This window comes from Helicobacter monodelphidis (genome assembly GCF_003288845.1).
Classification (GTDB): Bacteria; Campylobacterota; Campylobacteria; order Campylobacterales; family Helicobacteraceae; genus NHYN01.
Map to the genome: position 1 here is coordinate 20,444 of NZ_NHYN01000018.1, position 19,745 is coordinate 40,188.

The window sequence follows — 19,745 nt, forward strand, 5'->3', positions numbered from 1 at the left end:
ATTAACCTATTTTTGCACCATTAGCGATGATATTTGATGGTTTGACTAAACATAGATTATCACCTTCTTTAGCGGCAAGAATCATTCCTTCACTTTGTATGCCCATTAATTTGGCTGGTTTAAGGTTTGCAACAACGCACACCTGTTGCCCAATTAAATCTTGAGGTGTGTAGAATGTAGCAATTCCTGCAACAATTTGTCTTGGCTTTTTCTCTCCAATATCCACTTGCAATAGCAGGAGTTTATTGCTTTTGGGTACAGACTCTGCGTGAATGATACTCCCAACACGTAAATCACTCTGAAAGAATGTGCCTATTTCAATTACCTCTTTAGATTGAACATAGTGTGCTTGTGTTACTTCTTGATTGGTTTTGTGATCCTTATGCTCTATGCTGCCTGGAGAAATGAGGCATTCTGCCCCTTTAGATTCTTCCAATAAAGGCTCCTCAATACGTGGAAAAAGTACATCAATTTTTTGTAATTCTATAGATTCAAGCCATTGCTGTTGTATGATAAAATGTTGAAAAATTGCTGAATTACATTCAAGTTGAAATGCTCTTAACGCTTTTGTTGCGGTTTTTGGCATAACAGGATAAAGCATAATTAAGCCTTTGATGAGAAGATTATTAATCATCATTAATAGGGCTTTGGTTTCTTCTTGTTTTCCTTCTTTAATTTTCTTCCATGGTTCATATTGTGTAATCATTGTATTTGCAAGATTAAAAATTTTCCATAGCTCTTCTAAAAAGCGATGCAACGCAACATTCTCAAAAAGCACGGGGAGAGATTGTAAGATATTTTGTGCTTCCTTCCACTGTTCGCTAAATAATTGCTGCATCATCGCTTTATCACTTCTAAATGAGGAATTGAAGAATTTATCTGCCATAGCAATAACACGATTAAGGAGATTTCCAAGTGTATTTGCCAAATCTGAATTGAGGCGGTCAATCAATGCGTGCTGACTAAAATCCCCATCTTGCCCGAATGGAACTTCTCGCAGAACAAAATAGCGAAAAATCTCATTCCCATATGCACGGCTAACTTCCTCTGGATTAATGACATTCCCCAAACTTTTGCTCATCTTTACGCCATTACGTGTCCACCAACCATGAATTGCAACGTGCTGGGGTAGGGGTAAATCAAGGCTCATTAAAAAAGCAGGCCAATAAATGGTATGGAAACGCAAAATATCTTTCCCTACAATATGATAAGTAGGTGGCCAAAAATCCATTCTCTCATGATTTCCGCCATAGCCTAAAGCGGTGAGATAATTCATTAATGCATCAAGCCATACATACATAATATGTTTTGGTTCATGGAGGGCATCGGGCAGTGGGATTCCCCAAGTAAAGCTGATTCGCGTAATAGATAAATCTTCTAAGCCTGCTTCTACAAAACGCAAAGCCTCATTTTTTTTAGAAGCAGGGAGAATACAATTACTTGTTTGATACCACTCTAAAAGCCTCTTTTGATATTTGGAAAGTGCAAAAAAGTAGCTTTCTTCTTTGATAAGTGTTGTTTCTCGTCCACATTCTGGACAATGTGTGTCATCCCCTAATGTAAAAGAAGTAATAAAAGTTTCACAGCTTACACAATAGTTTCCCTTGTATTCTCCTTTGTAAATATCACCCTTTTTAAACATTTTTAAGAATGCTTCTTGTACACCCTTCTTATGTGATTCATCAGTTGTGCGGATAAAATGATTGTATTGGATACCAAAAAAATCCCATAAATCCTTAAAGTATGCACTAACTTCATCAGCGTATTCTTTTGGGCTTTTGTTATTTTTCTTAGCCGATTGTTCAATTTTTTGCCCATGCTCATCTGTACCTGTGAGGAAGAAAACTTCTTCGCCCTTAAGACGAAAATAATGGGCTAAAGCATCTCCGATGATTGTTGTGTAAGCGTGCCCAATATGCGGTCTGTCATTTACATAGTAAATGGGTGTGGTGATAAATTTTTTTCCCAAAATTTCTCCTTTAAAAGTCAAAATCGGCATTATTGCCTTGCGACATACTGCCATAGACAGCTCTAATGTAGTTTTGCCGAACACTGCATTCTAATAATTGCATACATGATAAGCACGATTTTAATGCGTGTTCTTCTTGGCATTGAATGAGTTTTTGACTTTCTTGTTCTAGTTTGATTATGAAAGTATTTTTTTCTTCCACTAGTCTTCCTTTAGTTTTTCTTGAATTTGTTGAATTTCCTCCATGCTACCAAAAAAACAAGCACTTGTCGCATGGAGGGAGTCGACTTGTCGTTCTAAAAGTCTTGTTTTTCCATCAATAGCTCCTCCTCCTGCTTTTTCAAACAAAAATGCGAAAGGTAGAACTTCAAATAATAGTCGTAACTTTCCTTGTGGTGAATCTGTTGTGGCAGGATAGCTGAATAATCCACCACCTTTTTTAAGAATTTGGTGTAAATCTGCTACCATTGCTCCTGAGTATCGTAATCGATAACCAGCATCAAATAGAGATTCTATACGGGTTTTGTGTGGCAAAGTCCAGTTTTTTTGCGTTCCACCAGGAGAATTTATCTTACCTTTAGAATTTAATTTCAATTCTCCTATGCAAACAAATTCTGTCCCGTCGTAGCGATAATGTAAGACTTTTTGTGTTGCAATAACAATTTCCAAATTAAAACCATAGAGAATGTAGGCACTTGCAATTAAATTTTTTGCCTCAAAATGATGCTCATAAATACCAAAGATAGAGCCAACCAAAAAGTTAGATTCAAATACAGAAGATCCATCAAGAGGATCATAAGCAATACATAAATTCCCATCTTTGTTCCCTTTAATGCTATTTTCTTGTTCTTCTGAACAAATTTCATACACTGCGGGGCATGAGAGTAATTTTTGAGTAATAATCTGGTCGGCGATGACATCAAATTTTAGCTGTGAATCTCCACTAGAGTTAATATTTCCACTTGACTCTCCAGAGCTTTTTTTAAGAAGTTTGTAAACTTCAACAGCACAAGATTGAATGAGTTGAAAGATATCTTGCATTATGTTCCTCAAAAAGTATATTTATATTTAGGTCGAATTCTACAAAAAATAAGCAAAAATATGGCTAAAATTTAAGTCGTTTTTGTTAGAATTTTGATTATTTTTGATTTTAAAGGTGTTTTGTTTGATGAGTACTTCACAAATTTTTCAAGTTGCCCCAAGTCTTTTGGCTGCCAATTTTGGTTGTTTGAATATGGAGCTTGAATCCATTGAAAATGCTGGTGCTGATTTGGTGCATATTGATATTATGGATGGACATTTTGTCCCTAATCTCACCTTCGGGAGTGTGGTATTAGAATCAATGCAGACGTGCTTACCTTTAGATATTCATTTAATGGTGCAAAACACAGCTTTTTTTATTGAATATTTTGCACCTTTTAAGCCACGTTATATTTCTTTTCATACAGAGTGTGAATCTCATCCCCATCGACTTATTCAGCAAATTCGTGCGTTGGGCATTTCTCCAGCTATTGCTTTAAATCCCCATACCCCTATTCATATTTTAGAATATCTTATTGCAGAATTAGATATGGTGCTTGTAATGAGCGTAAATCCGGGTTTTGGAGGGCAAAAGTTTTTACCTTTCACATTAGATAAAATATCTGCTATTCGAGAATTAAGAGATAGAAACAATCCACAATGTTTAATCGAGGTTGATGGTGGTGTGAATGCTGACAATATTATTGCCCTAAAAAAGGCGGGAATCAATATTGCTGTAGCAGGCAATTATATCTTTAAATCTAAAGATTATGCCTCTGCCATTGCTGCATTGAAAAATAAGAAATAAAATTATAACCTCACGGATTAGATTTTGGGTTGCAGTATGTCTTGTGGTACCTTTAAAACCATTTTCTTGACAATATCGCTTGTAGAGTGAACTTGCAAAGCACCAGCATGCACATCAGTTGGAAAAAATATAGCTAGTGCTTCAGGTTTTAGGAGAATGCAGGAAGCTTTAGTTTCCAAGTCTATTGGTGTTTGGTAGATAATTAAATCTTTTTGTGAATCATATTCCTGTTGAATCGTAAAATCATTAATGTGACCAACAAAGAATTTTTCGTATCCGCTAATGAGAAGTTGAAAATCTGTATAATGACGATGAGATTCGTAAAAGGCGTTTTCTGTTGGTTTTGTTAAATAAGATTCAGTGATAACTAAAATTCCATAATCTTTTTCTTCAACCTTTCTATCTCCAACTTTTAATTTTTCTATTTTATTGAAAAGTTTCCCATCCAAAGCATTTGTGAGCAAATCATAAATATAAAGAGTGGTTTTCTTCTCTGCAAAAAGCTGATAATCATTTAATATGTGATAACTAAGTAGCATGGAAATTCCTTTTTATTATTATATTGAGGTTAACCTCTATTTTCCTGCAAAGATTCAATCACTAATTGTGGCTCATAATAACTATTGCGAGTCAAGCAAAATAGAGAATCTACACATTCTCCAATCTTAAAATGGTATTGTTGATTGAAAGCAATGGCTTTTAGAAAATACTTAGAATCTTGTTCATACAATGTGAGTGAGGTGTGTTCATTGTTGTTGCCTACATTTCTTATGCCTTTGATGATAAGTTTCTTGCAGAAAAAATGAGGTTTTGGGTTTGCTTCACCATATGGCTCAAAAGTCTCTAAAATATTCATTAGCTCATTATCAATATTTTTTAAAAAAACTTCCCCAATGCAGTGTTTATTTGTGCTGACTGATGCTGTATGTAGGGAATAGTGAGCCAGAATCTGATTTAGATTTTCCTTAAATGCTGGAATGTTCTTGATGTCCATTTCAAATCCTACTGCACCTTTGTGTCCTCCAAATTTATATAGTAAATGACTATTTTGTTGCAATAAAGAAATAAGATTAATTTCACCAAAACTTCTTCCGCTACCCTTTAAAAGTCCATTTTCATTGAAAGTAAGAATGAAGCTGGGCTTACGGAAGTATTCGCTCATTTTTGCAGCTACAATACCAATAACACCTTCGTGCCAATTCCTATCGTATGCAATAACGACACAATCTGTCGGAGTGCATTTTTCTTGAATCTGAATAAGGGCAGATTTAAAAAGATCTTTTTCTTCTTGTTTGCGCATACAATTTAATGTATTTAATCGTTCGTAATGTATTTTTGCTTCTTCTAATGTTTGACTCATTAAGAAAGCAACTGATATTGATGCATCTTCCATTCTTCCTGCACTATTTAAAAGAGGTGCGATATTAAAAGCAATATCTTCGCTATTAAAATCTAACTTACCGCTTTTTTGTTGAATTTTATCCCTAAGGAGAATAATGGCTGGACGATTAGAATGCTTAAAAATTTCTAAGCCTTTTTTAAGTAAAATACGATTTATACCAACAAGGGGCATAACATCAGCAACAATAGCAAAAGAGAGTATATCTAAAGATTGTATAATGCTATAATCAGGTTTTAATTTTTGTCTCAATGCAGCAATGAGATACCAACCTACATTTGCACCGCAAATATCTTTTTGAGGAAATGGGCAATAAGGTAGTTTTGGATTCACAATCACATCTGCATTGGGTAATTCTTCTGGGCAAGTATGGTGGTCTGTAATGATGAGTTTTATCTTTTTTTCTTTGCAAAGGGTTGCGGCTTGAGTTGCTGTAATGCCATTATCCACTGTGATGATTAAATCCGCATCGATTCTTTCGATGATATTTGTAGAAAGTCCGTATCCATCGGTGAATCTATTGGGGATAATAAAGTGGATAGGATAATTAATCGCTTGAAAAAAATTACATAGAAGGGTTGTGCCAATCACGCCATCGACATCATAATCACCGATAATAACGATTTTTTGAGAATGATGAATGGCATCAATAATTATATCTACCGCCTCATGCAATCCTGCAAGCTGACTAGGGTGTGGAATTTCTTGTATTTTTTTGAATGCATCATTTCTGAAACGTTCTTCCAGTAGATTCATAATATCTTTTTTGTCTAAAGTTTGCATTGTGCTACCTTGCTTGTTTTTTGCAATTAAGCATTGTTTTTAAAAAAGATGTAATCAATGGATTTGGGCTTTGCAAGCGAGAGGTGAATTCGGGGTGAAATTGTACTCCAATAAACCATGTGTGTTCCGCAATTTCCAAAGCTTCAATTAAGCCATTAGATTCACCGCTTACAATTAGTCCTGCAGTTTCAAATTGAGAACGATATGCAGGGTTTACTTCATAGCGATGACGATGTCGTTCTTTAATGCTACTGTATCCTTGATAGGCATCTTGAAGGCGACTGTTGGCTTTGATTTGGCATTCATATTCCCCTAATCGCATTGTTCCACCCATCGGGGAAGTTTTTGTGCGAATTTGTTTTTCGCCATTTTGGTCAATAAAATCTTGAATAAGATAAACAACAGGATCTGAAGTTTCTTTGTCGAATTCAACAGAATCTGCCCCCAACACTCCAAGATGATTACGCATAAACTCAATGAGAGCAAGTTGCATACCTAAGCAGATTCCAAGAAAGGGGACATCGTTTTCTCTTGCATAACGAATCGCTTCCATTTTTCCTTTGACCCCACGCATTCCAAAACCACCTGGAACTAAAATGCCATCGACATATTCAAGTACTTCCACCCCCTTATTTTCAATTTCCTCACTATCGCACCATTTTATATTAACGCGTATATCAAGATTAGCACCAGAATGAATCAATGCTTCTGTAAGGGATTTGTAGGATTCTTTAAGATTGAGATATTTACCCACAAATGCGAGAGTAACCTCTTCTTTTGGGGAAAGAATTTGCTTAACAAGCCTGTCCCAATCATTTAAGTTTGGTTCAAGTTTTTCAAGTTGTAGATAGCGTGTAATGGGGGAAAGTAATCCTTCACGCATAAAATTAATTGGAACTTGATAGATAGAAGGTGCGTCTTCTGCGACAATGACAGAATCTAAATTTACATCGCACGAAAGTGAAAGTTTTTTCTTTAATTCTGATGGGAGTGGTTTTTCAGAACGTGCAATGATGACTTGAGGCGTGATGCCAATGCGACGCAATTCTTGCACGCTATGTTGTGTTGGTTTTGTTTTTAATTCTCCAGCAGCCTTAATAAGAGGGATTAGTGTGACATGTACACTCATCACTTGCCGACTACCTAATTCTTGTTTGATTTCACGCATTGCCTCTAAAAAAGGTAATCCCTCAATATCGCCCACAGTACCACCTAACTCTACAACAAGAACTTCAACTTCTTCACTTGCAAGACGAATCCTATCTTTAATTTCATCTACAATATGTGGCACAATTTGGATTGTTTTGCCTAAATACCCACCTTTACGTTCTCGTTCAATCACTGCAGAATAAATTTGTCCAGTTGTAAAATTATTTTTTGATGAGAAGTTAACATCTAAAAAACGTTCATAATGCCCAATATCTAAGTCAGTTTCTGCTCCATCATAAGTTACAAAGACTTCTCCATGTTCAAAAGGGCTCATCGTTCCAGGATCGACATTGATGTAAGGATCAATTTTTAAAACTCCAACCTTGAATCCTGAATGCTTTAAGAGTGTAGCGATGGAAGAAGAAGTGATGCCCTTGCCAAGAGAGCTTAAAACCCCACCTGTAACAAAAATATAACGTCTCTGATTGTTGTCCATATAATTCATCCTTAAGCCCTTATTTTTTGGGATTATAGCTTTTATTTGCTTAAGAATCTGAATATCTCTTGACACTTCCTTTAAATTACTTTACACTATAGGGATTTGTTTTTAATTCTTTTGAAAAATAAGGAAACTTTAATGGTTCAGGTAACAAACTTAAGTATGCAATATGCGAGCAAAAAGCTTTTTGAGAATGTAAATTTAAAGCTTGATGCGGGGAAACGTTATGGTTTGATTGGTGCGAATGGAGCAGGTAAAAGCACATTTTTGAAGATTTTAAGTGGAGAAGTTGAGGCGAGTAGTGGCGAGATTTCTTTTAGTCCCCATACGAGATTAGGGGTTTTAGGACAGAATCAATTTGCATTTGAAGAATTCAGCTTAAAAGATGCGGTTTTGTATGGCAATAAACGTCTCTATGACGCTGTTAAGGAGAAAGAATATCTCTATACGAATGGAGATTTAGAAGATGAAAAAGTGAATGAGAGATTAGGAGAGCTTGAAATTATTTGTGCCGAAGAAGACCCAACTTATGAATATGATATTGAAATTGAAAAGCTTTTGGAAGATTTGGGTTTTGAGGCTTCTTTGCATAATGAATATATGAAGACCTTGACGGGTGGAGATAAGTTTAAAATTCTTTTAGCACAAGTTTTGTTTCCTAAACCCGATATTTTATTTCTTGATGAGCCAACTAATAATCTTGATTTAAAAACAATTTCTTATTTAGAAGAAAGATTAAAGCATCATGAAGGGACAATAGTTGTAATTAGCCACGATAGGCATTTTCTGAATAGCGTTTGTACGCATATTTTGGACCTAGATTTTAAAAAATTGCGTGAATTCAGTGGCAATTATGACGATTGGTATATTGCTGCAACATTGATTGTAAAGCAACAGGAGATGGAGAGAGCAAAAAAGCTGAAAGAAAAAGAAGAATTAGAAAATTTTATTGCAAGATTTTCTGCGAATGCTTCTAAGGCGCGTCAGGCAACAAGTCGTCAAAAACAGCTAAATAAGCTTGATATTCAGTCTTTAGAGGTTTCTAGCAGAAGAGACCCAAGTATTATTTTTAAACCTAATCGTTTGATGGGTAATGAGGCATTAAATTTAGATAATATTTCTTTTTTTTATGGCGATTTACAGATTTTAAAAAAATTAAGCCTGACAATTTTACCGGGTGATAAAATCGCCTTGATTGGAAGAAATGGAATCGGAAAAAGTACCTTTTGTCGATTAATTTGTGAAGAATTGCAGCCTCTTGAAGGTAAAGTAAAATGGGGTGCGACGATTGAACGTAGTTATTTTCCACAAAATGCGACAGAAGTTGTATTTGGACAGGAAAGCTTATATGAATGGTTAAGAAATTATGATAAAAAGAAAGAAAGTGGTGAAATTCGTAATGCTTTGGGTCGTATGTTGTTTAGTGGTGAGGAGCAAGAAAAGAGTGTTGAATCTTTGAGTGGTGGCGAAAAACATCGACTTGTGTTGAGTAAAATTATGCTTGAAGGTGGAAATTTTTTGATTCTTGATGAACCGACGAATCACTTGGATTTAGAAGCAATTATTGCATTAGGAGAGGCGTTGTATAAGTATCAGGGTAATGTCATTTGTGTGAGCCATGATAGGGAGTTGATTGATGCATTTGCAAATCGTATTATAGAATTTAAAGATGATTATGAGGTGATTGATTTTAAAGGGAGTTATGAAGAATATTTGGAATTCCAAAATACAAAGCTATTTTCTTAATAAAGCGGTTCGTTATGCTACAACCTATGCGTAGTGTAAGCTCTAGATCTCTTTTGAGGGAAGCAAAATATGCAATATTTATTTTGGATAACGAGGACAAGGAGGATTATTTTCTTGCTCTCACGCAAGAAATGCTTCAAAATCGTCAAAATCCAAAGAAGCTTTATAGTGGGGCAACAAGGGTAAGGACTGAGCTTTTAGCGGCGTTATCTCAATTAGGGGAAGTAAAAACAGCTAATGTCTGGGCAAGAAAATTAATTATCGAACAAAAGGCAATTGAAGAATTACGTCATCTGATTGAGATGCGTTTGAGAGAATATGAGATTTATGGCGTTACTGAAATACACTTGCAAGATGCTGAGGTGAATTCTTCACATATCCAATTTGTTGGTGTGAGGGCAGAAGAAGCAGAGTTGATCATTGCAGAGATTCTTGTTAAAATGGGCTATGAAGATAGTCTACAGTCTGCAATTAGTCGTAAAATAGCGACACAAGAAACAGATATAGAGATTTCTAAAGAGGATACGCAAGACATTCCATTACAAAAGCAAGAAATTAAAAAAGAACAGAAAAGGCAAAGATATTCCATAGAAGAATTAAAAGAATCTAAAGAAATACTTTTCCATCAATTGGTTGAATTTATACAAAAAAAATCTTTTACAATGGCAATCCGAAAAAGAAAGTTAGAAATTAAAAAATTAAGTACAGCTGAACTTTTGAATAGATTTTATAGGAGAAGGTAAAATAACGAATAAGTGGAATTGTTATTTTGTTTATTTGTTCTATCTTTATATCTAAAAAGAAAAACAATAAAAGGGCTACAAAGTTTATTAAAGGTATTAATGAGGGCAAAAGTGATGGCGGCATTGATTTAATTGCATATAAAGATAAGGATATGCTTCTTATGTAATGTAAAAATTGGGAATATTCGCAAACCAAACAAGAACATTTGAGGATATTTTTGGGTGATTGCACAGCATTTATGGATAAAAATCGCAAGAAATATCATAAAAGAAACATAAGACGTGTGTTTGTAACAAGTTGTGAAAAGGTTGATTTTGGTGTGAAAAAGTTTTTACAAGAAAGCGATATGGAATATGTAATTGTGCCATATCAAAAATAGAGTGTTTTGATTTTGGATTCTATATATCCAGTAGATAGTATAAATATTTCAGCTATAATATCAATAATTTATGATGATAAGGAGCAAAAATCTTGCGAAGTGAAGAAGAAGTTTTTTATACGATTTTAGAATTTGCAAATGCGACAAAAGCAGTTCGGCTCGTTACCCTAGAGGGTTCGCGTGCTAATAGCCATATCAAAAAAGATAGATTCCAAGATTATGATATTTCGTTTTTTGCCACTCCTAGCGATATAGAAATGCTCAAAACTGATGAGAGGTGGCTTATGCATTTTGGCGAATGTGTTATGATGCAAAAGCCCGAATCTATGGAGCTTTTCCCGCCTGATTTGCGTGAGGGTTGGTTGAGTTATCTTATGCTTTTTAGCGATGGGGTGCGAATTGATTTGACGCTTATTCCGCTTGATGATGTGGGATTTTATTTTGCTCACGATAAGCTTGTGCGCGTCTTGCTTGATAAGGATAATCTCGCTCCTAACAGGCTTGTGGCGAGTGATAGCGACTTTTGGATACCGCCACTTACGCAGAGGAGTTTTGAGGATTGTTGTAATGAATTTTATTGGCTCTATCACAATGCCTTTAAGGAGATAATAAGAGATGAGATTCTAAGTGCGAATTTCTATCTCAACGCGATGAGGGAAACTCTGCTAATCCTGCTCTCATGGCGCGTAGGACTAAAAACGATGAAAAATAAGAAATGTTTAAAACATAGAAATATTGCTCATCAGACGCTAGATTCTATAAAAACTTTGCAAGATACGCTAGATTCTAAGAATCCTAATGCTCATAATCCCAAAAACTCACTCACTTATCATTTTCATTTTTCACTCGGGAAACATTCTAAGTTTCTCCCGCAATATCTCTCTAAAAAGTCGCGCAAAAATCTCTACAAAAGTTTTCATTTAGGAGCAAAAAAAGAAGCAAAAAAATCTCTCAAATGCCTTGATAGAATCTTCCATAAAAATGCAAAAAAACTATGCAAGTATGACTTCACTTATCCTCATTATCGCAGGAATGTGAAGCGGTGGTGCGAGATTTTGGAGCAATAAGTGCTATAATTTTGCATTATGTTACAAATGCTTAAAAGGAAGATTAATGAAAAAAATTCAAATTGAAGTTATTAAGACACATTTTGATGAGGATTTGGCTAAAGAATATGGTGTCAAAAGTCCTTGCCCCGCACACAAAGTAGGTGAAGTTTTTATCAGTAATGGTTTTGATAAACCTGAAAATTTTTGCGATGAGGCTTGGAAAGCGATTTATCAATATGTTTTTGCCCTAGCACACATGGGGGAAAATGAGATTTTTTATTTCAAAGATTGGATTACAAAGCCAAAGGTTGCAATAAATTCGTGTAATGATGGAGTGCGTCCTGTGATTTTTAAACTCACGCAACTTGATGAAGAATCCAAAACACCAGAACTTTATCAGAGAGATGAAGGGTAATAACATGGAGTTATTTTATAAATTTTTATAATCAAGCGACTTTGTAGGGCTAAGTTTTAAAATACAATATCATTTTTTTATTTGATGAAAATGTTTGGATATTTTTAAAGGGTGAAAAGGTATTTTTTATTTATTATAAAAAAATAAATTTTGAAGTTTTAGAGTAAAAACAATACAGTACGAATTATGTTTAAAGAGTAACTTTCTTTTTTATGTAGTCTAGCGTAGAAAGGAGGTTAGAAATGAAAAAGACTTTAAGGCTTATCGTTCAAATGATAGCCTTAGAAGGAATAATCCATCCGCGACAAAAGGATTTTAGATGTTAGGTATATCGCTAAGCATTTGTTCAATGGTGATTGTTTTGCTATTTGTTAAGAGAAAACTTCTTGTATTTTGTTTTTGGATTCTGTTTTGTTTTGTTCCATTTTCGTGCTTCGTATATGATGGCGAATCCTCAAACCTACATTATGCGTATGGAATGGGAACTCAAGAAGTAATAGAAGTTTGGTTTGGAATTATCTTTATGAGTTCTACTTGGGCTTTAGGGTTTTTTCTTGTTGCGTTGGTTATCTATTTTATTCTTAAAATTTTACTCCTTGCCCTTAAAGTTGCATTCAGGGATTACTATTGAAAACCATTGAAAAAATTGGCACACTTTATAATGCCTTAGCTAAAGAGAGAATCTCAAGCTATGGGAGAGTGCTACAATACTATTATGATAATCAAACTTGGCTAGGTGATGAGGAAAGAGATTGTGGAGGATAGCTTTAGAAAACGGCTTATATAATGAATATATCATAGTTAATATTTTTGAATTTTCTATCCCTGCTACTGGTGGGGCATTGAAATTAACAAGAGGTGTTAGAGATAGTGGATAGGTTACCTACAGCCAAACAATTAGGACTTTCAGCAAGCAAAAGGGTTCATTTTGTAAAAACCTCAAAAGAATTAAACACTCTTATCAGCCAACTCACTCAAAATGCCAAATATATAGGGAAAAGATACAATACAATGAAAATTAAAAAGACACAGAAAATAGAACAAGTAGAGGTAGATTTATATATGCTAGATGATGGCACACAAATTAATATTCGTTTCAACTCTCAAACAGGGGGTAAATCAATCGATATAGACAGAAAATACAAAACCATACATAATTTGGAGACTTTAAGAAAATGATTTATAAAGTATTAGAATCTAAAAATGGAATGTTGTTTGAAAAACTCTATAAAAACAATATAGATAAAATAATCGCTAACAATCTCGGCGATGAAGCACTTGATATAAAGATTTTGCTCACTTATCCACATATCACAAAGATTGATATTTTGGAATATTTTGAATACTATGCTTTGAGTGAAGCGGGGCTAGATTATGAAATCGATGAGGCATTTTTGGGGAGATATGACATATATCCGCTTGATAATTTAAGTAAGGAATTGTGCGAGAATGACCCCCGCCCTAGCTATGCAAGCGAGTATATTGGTGTGATTGGGGAGTTGTTTTTGGGGGAGATGATAGACTTTGAGCTAAAAGATGAAGAGCGAAGCTTATTTTATGCTTTTAATTCATCATTTGAGGCATGGAGGTATTTTAGAGATAAATTTTTGCTGACTTATACGGGGTTTTTGTATGATTTTGATAGGGATAATGTCAAAACAAGCTGGGAAAATCCCTCTCAATGGAACTCGTGGGATATAAATGTAGCAAGAACCCCCGAAGGCACAAAATACTTCAACGAGATTCTCTGCCCTAGATTCTATAAGAAATACAAAGACTTAGAAGTAGAGATAGATTCTAAAGGGAATATTGTGCGTTGGATTGGAGAGATAAATAGGTAGGTAGATGAATCCCAAGTGGGAGATATGATGCAAAGTGGCATAATGGAAGTCTTAACAATGTGCTGAAGCTTCATAATGGCTAAAGGAGCTATTTAAATGAAAAATACATTACTATCTTTAAGCATATTTCTTATTATCATCGCAGTTATTAGTAGCATAAATCTAGCACTTTTCTATCAGCAGTGGAATCTTATGCTCTTATGTATAGAGTTTATAAAATCGCTTGCTTTGTTTAGTGTGGCATATATAGGATTTAGACTAATTAAGCGACTTTGTAAGCAAAATTTAAAAACAGCTTGTGTAGATTCCAATAAAAAGCATTTTATGCTAAAAATATTTTTGTATTGCATTGCAGTTTGTATTTGTGCGATTGTTACTGCCATACTCATCAAGCATCCTAGTGTAAGTTTTGCGTTTGATGTATTTTTGATTGAAGTAATAATACTTGTGCTATCTCTTAGTCTTTGGATACTTTTTTATTTTTCTGTCCATTCTCATTCCTTTGTTTTTTTAGTCGCAATTTCCATTTTTAACTATTTTATGTTAAAATTCTCATAGCACAGTGAATTCCCCATTTTTTGGGAGGTGAGTAGCTTTTACAACCACCCCTAACGATAATTTTGCCTGTGGTCTCTGACCACCTTAAAGTTACTCGCTTTTTCATTGTGCAACCTTCTTTTTAGCCCCCTTGCTGTGGTTTACTCCTTGTTTTCTAGTTTTTTATTCTTGTTTCAAGTCTATGCATTCGAATAACCAATACAAGCAAAGCAGTAAGTAAGTTGATTAAAGAAGTTGCTAGTTCAAGCTTTTTTATCTTGTGCCTCCTTATTTGGATTTAAATCGTTACTTAAGCTATTTGTCAAGTCTTAAATGCCATTTTATACGATTTTATACTGTAAAAATAATATTACACCCTATTTTACCCACCCCTCACAAATGACAGCACACTCATCTAAAATATCCCCCCTTTTTATCCATTTTAAAGACTTTATAGCTTAACGCACATAACCACAAAATAAATCACAGCAAGCAACATATTTTCTAGTATTTTTACTCTTTTTATGCTAAAACAAAATACACAAATGTATGGTTTAGGGGAGCTTTCCCTTCCCCTTTCGCTTTATTCTGTTAGGATTTTAATAATTCACAGAATAATGGCTACAAGTCTTGCTAACTTGATGATTAAATCTAGCCATTGCATTTGTATATATCTGACGGTGCATTGAAACACAAAGAGAAATATACCCAAAGGCTATAGAATCACAAAAAAGCTAAGATTCTTGATGATATTACTTTAGCACCAAAGAGATCTACATCAAACAATATGAAGCACCCCCAATTTTCTACTTAAAACCAAAGCAAAAAAACCTCACTTTGATTTTAAGCATCAAACCACTTTAACTCTTGGCGAATATTACAAAATTTCATTTGATTACCTGCATTATTATATTCTTTAAATCACTATAATTTACCCAAAAATTTTATAAATATTTATTGAGTATTATATTTTTACCAAAAATATTTATATTATTTTTGATGGCAAGCATCTGCTAGTTGTATTTAGTAAATTAAATTATGTTATAATATGGCTCTATTTTGAATATAAGGATTTAATATGCAGTTACCTTATTTAAAGCAGTTTCCAGATGAAAAAGGTTATTTTGGTAAATTTGGTGGAAGTTTTGTGCCTGAACCTATCATGAAGGCAATGGAGGAGATTGATGTAGCTTATAATTTAATTGCACAAAATAGTGATTTTATTGCAGAATTACGCAAGATTCGTAAGCATTTTCAGGGGCGTCCAACACCGATTTATTTTGCACATAACTTGACAAAACAATATGGTGGAGCAGGAATTTATCTTAAGCGAGAGGATTTAAACCACACTGGAGCACATAAGTTAAATCATTGTATGGGTGAGGGTTTGCTAGCAAAGTTTATGGGCAAGAAAAAGCTGATAGCTGAAACTGGGGCAGGGCAACATGGTGTTGCTTTAGCAACTGCAGCGGCATATTTTGGTTTAGAATGTGAAATTCATATGGGTGAGGTAGATATCGCAAAAGAATACCCAAATGTTTTACGTATGAAGATTCTTGGTGCAAAGATTGTGAGTGTGAGTTCAGGTGCGAAAACACTTAAGGAAGCGGTTGATTCAGCTTTTGAAGCGTATTTGCAGGATACCGAAAGGTCTATGTATGCGATTGGTTCTGTTGTGGGTCCTCACCCCTTTCCTAAGATGGTGCGTGATTTTCAAGCTATTATAGGTATTGAATCACGAGAACAATTTTTGGAGATGACTGGGGAGTTACCTGATTTTGTTGTCGCCTGTGTAGGTGGCGGAAGTAATGCTATGGGAATTTTTAGTGGTTTTATTGATGATCCTGTTGAGTTGGTTGGTGTTGAGCCTCTTGGACGTGGAACAAAGTTGGGTGATCATGCTGCGAGTTTAACTTATGGGACAAAGGGTGTTATGCATGGTTTTGATTCTATTATGCTTAAAGATGAGAATGGTGATCCAGCGGCAGTCTATAGTGTAGCTAGTGGTTTAGATTACCCCTCTGTTGGTCCAGAACATGCTTATTTGTATAGTATTCAACGCACAAAAGTTGCGACAGTTAGCGATACAGAAGCAATTGATGCATTCTATGAATTGAGCAGAAAAGAAGGTATTATTCCGGCGATTGAATCAAGCCACGCCTTAGCCCATGCTTTGAAAATTGCACCCGACTTGAAAGGAAAAAAGATTCTTGTGAATTTAAGTGGACGAGGTGATAAAGATATTGATTTTGTTGTAGAAAAATATGGATATAAGGAGAATTGATTGAGATTAATTTCTTGGAATGTGAATGGTTTGCGTGCATGTATGAATAAGGGTTTTATGAATTTTTTTACGCATATTGATGCAGATATTTTCTGTATTCAAGAATCTAAAATGCACAAAAATCAGGCTGATTTTTGTTTTGGAGGGTATGAAGATTTTTGGAATTCAGCAGAAAAAAAAGGATATTCAGGCGTAATTACTCTATGCAAGCAAAAGCCAATTAATGTAGAGTATGATATGGGGATTGTCCATCATGATTTAGAAGGTAGGGTGATTACGACCGAATTTACAGATTTTTATCTTGTGAATGTTTATACGCCTAATTCTAAACGTGAATTGGAAAGGCTTGAATATCGTATGGAGTGGGAAGATGATTTTCGTGCTTTCTTGAAGAATCTTGAATTGCATAAAAGTGTTATTGTATGTGGTGATTTGAATGTCGCTCACCAGGAAATTGATTTGAAAAATCCTAAAACAAATCGTAAGAATGCCGGATTCACTGATGAAGAGCGCCAAAAAATGACTTTACTCTTAGAATCAGGATTTATTGATACTTTCCGGTATTTTTATCCTGATCAGATTGATGCCTATAGTTGGTGGAGTTATATGAGTCGTGCTAGAGAGAGAAATATTGGGTGGCGGATTGATTATTTTCTTTGTTCTCAAGCATTGAAGCCATTTTTAAAGGATGCAAAAATTTATCCAAAAATTATGGGAAGCGATCATTGTCCGGTAGGATTAGAGATTTTTTAAAAAAAATAGGTAGTAGCAATATAGCTTCCCCAAACAATACAAGTGCAAGTGATAGCAAAGAGTTGTGCACATGAGGCCATATCTTTGGCTCTTTTGGCAAAAGGGTGGAATTCTAAGCTGACAAAGTCAATTGCATTTTCAATTGCTGAATTGAATAATTCTACGATAATGCATATAAAGCATGGTAGGATGAGTAGGGTAAAGTGTACCCAATTTAAAGCAATAAAAAAAGCGATAATGCTTAAAATAACACTCATTAATAAAACTTGCCTAAAGCCAGATTCTTCTAAAAATGCTGCCATGAATCCATCGATAGAGTACAGAAAAGCATTAAATAATCTCTTGAAGCCTCTTTTACCTTTTTTGCTATTTCTCTGAATATTCATTCTGTTTCCTTGGGGAGTTTTTTATGTAGATGGATATAAAGGCTTAAAACATCAATACTTGCAGGGGTGATTCCGCTAATTTGACTAACTTCAAGGAGATTATTTGGGCATAAATTTGAAAGTTTTTCAATAACTTCTAGACTAAGTCCTGGAATACCATGAAAACAAAAGTCTTTTGGAATATGAATACATTTTAATTCCTCTGATGAGCGTATTGATTGTTCTGCTTTAGTGATATAGTTTGCGTATCTAGCCTCAATAATAATTTGTTCTAGCACGATTGTATGAAAATCCTTGAATTTTGGTTCTAATTCACACAACTTCTCCTTATTAAAACTTTTACGTGCTACAATACTCAAAAGTGTACATTTATCGTTGATTTTTTCTTCTCCTAATTTTTCTAAACGTTGTAAAGTTGCTATGTTAGGAGTTATAAAAGTCTCTTTAAGATATTGTAGTGCATTTTTAATTTGTTCGGTGCATTGCTTAATATGCAAAAAATGCTTTTGAGAGATTAAGCCAAATTCATAAGCATAATGCCCTAAGCGAAATTGTGCGTTATCCTCACGTAAAAGGAGGCGATATTCTGCTCTTGAAGTGAACATTCTATAGGGTTCTTTTGTGCCTTTTTGAGTAAGATCATCAACTAAAACACCCAAATAAGATTCATTACGTTGTAGGATAAATGGTGGTTTATTAGCGATGGATAAGGAGGCGTTAATTCCTGCATAGAGTCCCTGTGCGGCTGCTTCTTCATAGCCTGTTGTACCATTAATTTGTCCAGCAAGATAGAGATTCTTAATTTTTTTTGTTTCAAAGGTTTTATGTAAATCTGTAGGATTAACATAATCATATTCAATAGCATAGCCATAACGGACAATTTCAGCATTTTCTAATCCTTTAATACTGTGTATAATTTCTTCTTGAATATCATAAGGTAGAGAAGTTGTAAGCCCATTAATATAGTACTCTGTCGCCTCTTGAGTTTGAGGCTCAATAAAAAGCTGATGTCTTTCCTTGTCTTTGAAGCGGTTAATTTTATCTTCAATGCTTGGGCAATATCTTGGACCTATACTTTGGATTTGTCCACTAAACATTGGTGCACGATGAAGATTTTGTGTAATAATTTGGTGAGTTTTATCATTGGTGTAAGTTACAAAGCATGGGAGTTGTTTTTTTTTGGGTATAAATGGAGTAGTGTGTGTACTAAAAGGAGGCGGAGGAGTATCACCCAAATGTTGTTCCATAACAGAAAAATCAATGCTGGAAGCCTTGATTCTAGGACAAGTTCCTGTTTTTAGACGCCCAACATCTAAGCCTAACTCTTTGAGATTATCCCCCAGTTTTTTTGCACTTGGTTCACCCATACGTCCATAATGCGTAATAAAATTGCCAATATGTACTTTACCATTCAAGAATGTGCCGGTAGTAAGGATAACTTTTTTTGCATAATATTGTCTGCCCAATTCACTTTGCACTCCTTGTATAGAATCTGAATCTAGTAAAAGTTTTTCAACTAATTCTTGTCTTACCTCAAGATTAGGGGTTTGCAGAATTAAATCTTTCATGTAAATACGATATGCATCCATATCGATTTGAGCACGACTACCCCTTACGGCAGGACCTTTGGAGTTGTTTAGGATTCTAAATTGAATACCACATTCATCAGTCGCTTTACCCATTACTCCACCTAATGCATCAATTTCTTTAACAAGATGTCCTTTAGCAAGTCCACCAATAGCAGGGTTACAACTTGCTGCACCAATCTGCTCTACAAGAATTGTGAGTAGTAAAGTCTTATTTCCCATTTTGGCAGAAACAATACTTGCTTCAATTCCTGCATGTCCACCACCAACAACAATAATATCATAACTCATATAAAATACCTTTTATTTTATTGTAGCATAAAAATACTAATAAATGCTTTAGGACACCTATCTATCAACCACTTCTAATTAATACTTCTCATTAACAGCTATTCTTA

At 34.7% G+C, this 19,745-nt stretch carries 21 protein-coding genes; 13 read left to right on the plus strand and 8 right to left on the minus strand.

The genetic code is table 11. The features are described 5' to 3' along the window. Position 1: 1 nt before the first annotated feature. Genes metG through CCZ01_RS07650 form a run of 3 tightly spaced genes read right to left on the minus strand, consistent with a single transcriptional unit; the run spans position 2 to position 3,010 of the window. Positions 2-1,969, minus strand: a complete 1,968-nt coding sequence (metG, locus tag CCZ01_RS07640; RefSeq protein WP_343216176.1) for a methionine--tRNA ligase — start codon at positions 1,967-1,969, stop codon at positions 2-4. A 10-nt stretch (positions 1,970-1,979) separates the two neighbouring features. Next, positions 1,980-2,171, minus strand: coding sequence for a hypothetical protein (locus CCZ01_RS07645; RefSeq protein ID WP_112052628.1), 192 nt, complete (start codon positions 2,169-2,171; stop codon positions 1,980-1,982). Continuing rightward, a complete protein-coding gene (locus tag CCZ01_RS07650) occupies positions 2,171-3,010 on the minus strand; it encodes a class 1 fructose-bisphosphatase (RefSeq protein WP_112052629.1) in 840 nt (279 codons plus the stop codon). Before CCZ01_RS07650 ends, CCZ01_RS07645 begins: the two co-directional genes overlap by 1 nt. A gap of 127 nt (positions 3,011-3,137) precedes the next feature. On the opposite strand from CCZ01_RS07650, the gene rpe reads away from it, so the two are divergent. Further along, entirely contained in the window at positions 3,138-3,797 is a 660-nt protein-coding gene (rpe, locus tag CCZ01_RS07655) for a ribulose-phosphate 3-epimerase (RefSeq protein ID WP_112052630.1), read from the plus strand. 17 nt (positions 3,798-3,814) lie between these two features. Here rpe and CCZ01_RS07660 read toward each other — a convergent pair whose 3' ends face one another. Genes CCZ01_RS07660 through CCZ01_RS07670 form a run of 3 tightly spaced genes read right to left on the minus strand, consistent with a single transcriptional unit; the run spans position 3,815 to position 7,624 of the window. Then, positions 3,815-4,336, minus strand: coding sequence for a YhcH/YjgK/YiaL family protein (locus CCZ01_RS07660; protein ID WP_112052631.1), 522 nt, complete (start codon positions 4,334-4,336; stop codon positions 3,815-3,817). Between the two features lie 29 nt (positions 4,337-4,365). After that, complete coding sequence (recJ, locus tag CCZ01_RS07665) at positions 4,366-5,979, minus strand: single-stranded-DNA-specific exonuclease RecJ (RefSeq protein WP_112052632.1); 1,614 nt, start codon at positions 5,977-5,979, stop codon at positions 4,366-4,368. Between the two features lie 4 nt (positions 5,980-5,983). Then, complete coding sequence (locus CCZ01_RS07670) at positions 5,984-7,624, minus strand: CTP synthase (RefSeq protein ID WP_112052633.1); 1,641 nt, start codon at positions 7,622-7,624, stop codon at positions 5,984-5,986. Between the two features lie 141 nt (positions 7,625-7,765). Between CCZ01_RS07670 and CCZ01_RS07675 the strand changes: the two genes are divergently transcribed. The 12 genes from CCZ01_RS07675 (at position 7,766) to CCZ01_RS07720 (ending at position 17,375) form a co-directional block, all read left to right on the plus strand. Next, positions 7,766-9,373 (plus strand): ABC-F family ATP-binding cassette domain-containing protein, encoded by a 1,608-nt coding sequence (locus CCZ01_RS07675; protein WP_112052634.1) that lies wholly within the window; start codon positions 7,766-7,768, stop codon positions 9,371-9,373. Positions 9,374-9,387: 14 nt separating this feature from the next. Then, complete coding sequence (locus CCZ01_RS07680; RefSeq protein WP_112052635.1) at positions 9,388-10,116, plus strand: hypothetical protein; 729 nt, start codon at positions 9,388-9,390, stop codon at positions 10,114-10,116. Positions 10,117-10,334: 218 nt separating this feature from the next. Continuing rightward, positions 10,335-10,496 (plus strand): hypothetical protein, encoded by a 162-nt coding sequence (locus CCZ01_RS10450; RefSeq protein WP_181566367.1) that lies wholly within the window; start codon positions 10,335-10,337, stop codon positions 10,494-10,496. Between the two features lie 92 nt (positions 10,497-10,588). Beyond that, positions 10,589-11,563 carry an aminoglycoside 6-adenylyltransferase gene (locus tag CCZ01_RS07685; RefSeq protein ID WP_112052636.1) on the plus strand — a complete coding sequence of 325 codons (975 nt, stop codon included), beginning with the start codon at positions 10,589-10,591 and terminating at the stop codon, positions 11,561-11,563. Positions 11,564-11,609: 46 nt separating this feature from the next. After that, entirely contained in the window at positions 11,610-11,960 is a 351-nt protein-coding gene (locus CCZ01_RS07690) for a TIGR04076 family protein (protein ID WP_112052637.1), read from the plus strand. Positions 11,961-12,279: 319 nt separating this feature from the next. Further along, positions 12,280-12,591: a hypothetical protein gene (locus CCZ01_RS07695; protein ID WP_112052638.1), complete on the plus strand. Its 312-nt coding sequence runs from the start codon at positions 12,280-12,282 to the stop codon at positions 12,589-12,591. After that, positions 12,588-12,725, plus strand: a complete 138-nt coding sequence (locus tag CCZ01_RS10455; RefSeq protein WP_181566368.1) for a hypothetical protein — start codon at positions 12,588-12,590, stop codon at positions 12,723-12,725. Before CCZ01_RS07695 ends, CCZ01_RS10455 begins: the two co-directional genes overlap by 4 nt. A 105-nt stretch (positions 12,726-12,830) precedes the next feature. Next, positions 12,831-13,139 (plus strand): hypothetical protein, encoded by a 309-nt coding sequence (locus CCZ01_RS07700; RefSeq protein WP_112052639.1) that lies wholly within the window; start codon positions 12,831-12,833, stop codon positions 13,137-13,139. Then, positions 13,136-13,801, plus strand: coding sequence for a hypothetical protein (locus tag CCZ01_RS07705; RefSeq protein ID WP_112052640.1), 666 nt, complete (start codon positions 13,136-13,138; stop codon positions 13,799-13,801). The genes CCZ01_RS07700 and CCZ01_RS07705 overlap by 4 nt, the downstream gene beginning before the upstream one ends. A gap of 96 nt (positions 13,802-13,897) precedes the next feature. After that, complete coding sequence (locus CCZ01_RS07710) at positions 13,898-14,359, plus strand: hypothetical protein (RefSeq protein ID WP_112052641.1); 462 nt, start codon at positions 13,898-13,900, stop codon at positions 14,357-14,359. Between the two features lie 1,057 nt (positions 14,360-15,416). Further along, on the plus strand, positions 15,417-16,622 hold the full coding sequence (gene trpB / locus CCZ01_RS07715) for a tryptophan synthase subunit beta (protein ID WP_112052642.1): 1,206 nt from the start codon (positions 15,417-15,419) through the stop codon (positions 16,620-16,622). Beyond that, a complete protein-coding gene (locus CCZ01_RS07720; RefSeq protein WP_112052643.1) occupies positions 16,623-17,375 on the plus strand; it encodes an exodeoxyribonuclease III in 753 nt (250 codons plus the stop codon). It abuts the gene before it with no gap. Here the strand turns inward: CCZ01_RS07720 and CCZ01_RS07725 are convergent. Both CCZ01_RS07725 and mnmG read right to left on the minus strand, forming a co-directional pair. Continuing rightward, positions 17,372-17,761, minus strand: a complete 390-nt coding sequence (locus tag CCZ01_RS07725) for a diacylglycerol kinase (protein ID WP_112052644.1) — start codon at positions 17,759-17,761, stop codon at positions 17,372-17,374. The genes CCZ01_RS07720 and CCZ01_RS07725 overlap by 4 nt on opposite strands. Then, positions 17,758-19,638: a tRNA uridine-5-carboxymethylaminomethyl(34) synthesis enzyme MnmG gene (gene mnmG / locus CCZ01_RS07730; RefSeq protein WP_112052645.1), complete on the minus strand. Its 1,881-nt coding sequence runs from the start codon at positions 19,636-19,638 to the stop codon at positions 17,758-17,760. Before mnmG ends, CCZ01_RS07725 begins: the two co-directional genes overlap by 4 nt. Positions 19,639-19,745: the final 107 nt, after the last annotated feature.